At 68.5% G+C, this 3,884-nt stretch carries 1 protein-coding gene; it reads right to left on the bottom strand.

The window, feature by feature from the left end; genetic code table 11:
• On the bottom strand, nucleotides 1–3,884 hold a 3,884-nt coding region (locus AB0M20_RS31170; protein WP_364303907.1), incomplete at both ends, for a Calx-beta domain-containing protein.

Raw genomic sequence — 3,884 nt, 5'->3', positions numbered from 1 at the left:
GGTTGGCCTGCGTGGTCGCGACCATGGCGAACTTACCGGAGGCCAAGCTCCCCGGAGCTCCCCACAGCACCACGGTGGCGCTCTCGCCGGCCGTACCCGTCATGGTCACCAGGCCCTGGCCCGGCCGGCTCACCGGCGCGGTCAGCGTCGGCGCCGACGGTTCGTCGTCCTCCACGATCGTGACGTCGGCGGTGTCGTCCGAGTTCTTGACCGCGCTCGGTTGCGGGGTGTCGAGTCCGACGACGAACGTCTGGTCCCCCTCGTACAGTGCGTCGTTGTTGATCGGCACGTTGATCTCCGCGGAGTCGGTGCCGGCCAGGATGAGGGCGTTGCCCTCGGACGCGTCGTAGTCGTAGCCGGCCCGTGCGTTGCCGTCGGTCGTGTACCACGGCACCACCACGTTGTAGTCGGTGTACGTCGTGTCACCGCTGAAGTTCAGGCTGATGGTCAGGTCGACCGAGTCCTCGTCCTCGCCGATCGTCGCGTCGCCGATGGACACCGTCGGCGGCAGGTCGTCCGGGTCGTCGAGGATCCGGTACGTGGTGGTCCGCGTACCCGACAACGCCTGCACCGTCTCGATCGGCTCGTCGACGGTGTCGTCGCTGAGGTCGAGCACGCCGAGGCTGACCGGCGTGCCGGTGACCGCGCCGGCGGGGATCGCGCCCTCCAGCGTCACCCCGTCGAGGCTGTAGTCGTCGACCTCGGCGCTCTCGCCGCCGCTGAACGTGACCTCGGCGTCGGTGGTGTCCTGCGTGCTGCCGGACACCGTGCCGTTGAGCAGGATCTGATCCCCCTCGTAGGCGGAGGCGTTGGACAGCCGGACGGTCGGGTGCGCGTCGTCGTTGCGGATGGTGAGCGTCGTCGCCGCCGGGCCGCCGACCGCGTCTCGCTCGCCCTCCGCGAGGGTGACGGTCACGTCCATCGTCTCTTCGTCCTCGAAGACGGCGTCGCCGTTCACCGGCACGCTGAACTGGCCGGTCTTGACACCCTGGGTGACGGTCACCGAGGACGAGGACGGCGGGTCGTAGTCGTTGCTGCCCGGACCGGTGCCGGCATCCGACGCGGTGTCGTCCGCCGCGCCGACCGTGAAGGTGACGTCGTCCGCCGCCACATCGGCCAGCGTGACCGTGAACGTCGCCGTACCCGCCGCAGCGCCTTCGAACTGCGACACCGGCGCGACCGAGAATCCGGGCCGGCTGACGTTCTGGTCGTTGTCCTCGATCGTCACGACGCCCGTCGACTTCGCGAGCGGGGTGTTCCCCGGTGTGACGGAGGTGGCCGTCACGGTGAACGTCTCGTCGCTCTCGTTGCGGGAGTCGTCGACGATCGGCACGTCGAAGGTCGACGAGTCGACGCCCGGATCGAACTTGATCGGGCCTGCCTCCGGCGAGTAGTCCGACGGGCTGGCCGCCGTGTCGTCCCCGGTCGCCAGGTTCACCGTCACCGCCTGCTCGGTCTCGGTGGTCTCGGTGGTCGGCGGGAAGGCGAGAGTCACAGGTACGGACGCCGTCCCGTCGTCCTCATTCACCGTGAGGTCGCCGACGGTCACCGACGGCGGGACGTCGTTCACATCGTCGTTGATGCGGTAGTACTGCGGGTCCGACGGCACGTCACCATCGGCGTTGGTGGCCACCATCCGGATCGTCTCGACCGGCTCGTCGATCGTGTCGTTGTTGAGGCGGAAGGTACGGAAGGTCACCAGCGACCCGTCCTCCGTGCCGGCCGGGATCATCGCGGCCTCGTGGTTGTCCACGAAGTCGGAGGCCTCAGCCGCGTTGTTGCCGCCGGTCGCGTCGCCGGTGAAGGACAGGCCGAACGTCGTATCGGTCTGCGACACCCCGTGCACGCGGGCGGCGGCGACGAGATCCGTACCCTCGGCACCGGACTCCGCGACCAGCGTGACCGTCGGCTTCGGGTCGTCATCGGTGATCGACAATGTCTTCTGGACCGCCGGGCCGCCGGCGTGGATCTCGGCCGGGTCTAGAGCCACCTTCAAGATCACGGTCTCGTTGGGCTCGTACACGACGTCGTTCTTGACCGTCAGATCGATCTTGCCGGTGGTCGCGTTGGCCGGGATCGTCAGCGTGCCGGTCGGGGTGGCGAAGTCGTCCTGGGTGGCCGTGCCGCCGATCACCTCTACCGTGAAGTGCACGTCCTGCGTGTTCTTCGGGCTCATCGTGACGGTGTACTCGACCTTGCCGGGTGCCGTCCCCTCCTTGAAGGTGTCCGATCCGGTCACCGAGAAGGTCGGCTTGTTCGAGCCATCGTTGTCGGTGATCGTCACCTTCGCCGAGGCTCCGCTGATCGTCGTGCCGGTCGGCGCCGACAGGTTGACGAAGAAGTCCTCGGCCAGCTCGTACAGGCCGTCGTCGGTGATCGGCACGTTGATGGTCTTGTCCGTGTCCGGGTTGGCGAAGGTCAGGTTGCCGCTCGAGGCCGTGTAGTCGGGCTCGGCGGCCTTGGCGGTGCCGTCGGCGGTCGCCCAGTGCGCGCCCAGCGTCTTCTCGGTCGCCTCGGCGTCGTTGCCCGGCGCGGTGAAGTCGAGCGAAGCGGTGAGCTGCGCGTTCAGGGTGCCCTCGGCGACTCCGGCGTCGGCCACGCTGATGGTCGGCGTCATGTCCATCGCGTCGTCCGCGATCAGGAAGTACACCGGCGTCGCCGCCACGCTGTTCACGGTGAGGTTGACCTTGACCGTCTCCGGGTTCTCGTCGATCCGGTCGTCCGCCAGCGTGATCGAGCCCAGCGGCACCGCCGCACCGGTCTGGTCGCCGGCCGGGATCTCGGTGACGTTCAGGCCCGCGGCGCTGAAGTCGCCCGGCTCGGCCGCATCGGTGCCCGCGCCGTTGAGAGAGCCGGTGGCGGTGACCGTGATCGGGACGACGCGCTGCGCGACACCGAGGACCGTGCCGGTCACATCGACCGACTGGCTCTCCCTGTTGCCGACGGCGTTGAGGCTCACCGTGGGCACGTTGTCGTTGTCCGCGATGGAGAAGGTGGTGGACTTGTCCGGGAAGTTGGTGTCGGCGTCGGTCTCACCGCCGGCCAGCGCGATCTTGATGGTGGCGGTCTCCGCACCCTCGTACACGGTGTCGTTGAGGATCGTCACCGGGACGGTGACGCTCGTCGTGCCCGCCAGGACCTTGGCCGTCGTGCCGACGGTGTAGTCACTGCCGCCCGGACCCGCCTGCCCGCTGGTCGCCAGGTCGGCCTCCGCGGACACCACGAAGTCGATGTCCTGTGTGGTCTTCGGCGACACGTTGATGGTCACGTTGGCTGTGGTGGTGGTCTCGCTGACCGCCGTCGCCGGGGCGCTGACGGTGAAGGTTGGCTTGCGGCCGCTGTCGTCGTCCTGGACGGTCATCGTGCCGGTGTCCTTCGAGATCACCGCGCCGGCCGGGGTCGGGCTGGAGAGCTTGACGGTGAACGTCTCGTCGGTCTCGAAGATGAGATCGTCCTCGATGTCCACCTTGACGGGCTTGGAGGTCGGGCCGCCACCGGTGAAGGTGAGCGTGCCGGAGACGCCGTCGTAGTCGTCGTCGTTCTCCTTGGCGGTGCCGTCCTGCGTGGCGTAGTGCACCGTCATCGTGCGCTCGGTCGCCGACACGTTCTGGTCGAAGACCTGGTCGACCGGGATGTCGACCTCGCCGTCGCCCTCGGCGAAGGGATAGTCGCCGACCGCGAAGGTGGGCGACGCGTCGTTGTCGGTGATGGTCTGCGTCGCGGACACGGTCGCGATCGTGACCTCCTGCGCCGGGTCGGTCAGCGTGGCCAGCACCGTCTCGTTGTTCTCGTCGATGTCGTCGTCGGCGAAGTCGATCTGCCCGAGGTTCACCGTCGGGGTGGCGCTCGCACCGCCGAGGATCGTGGGGGTCAGCGACGTCGGG

Origin of the sequence: Actinoplanes sp. NPDC051633 (genome assembly GCF_040681735.1) — a bacterium.
Classification (GTDB): Bacteria; Actinomycetota; Actinomycetes; order Mycobacteriales; family Micromonosporaceae; genus Actinoplanes.
Note: the sequence above shows the minus strand (reverse complement) of the source record. Positions and strands in the feature narration are given on the sequence as shown.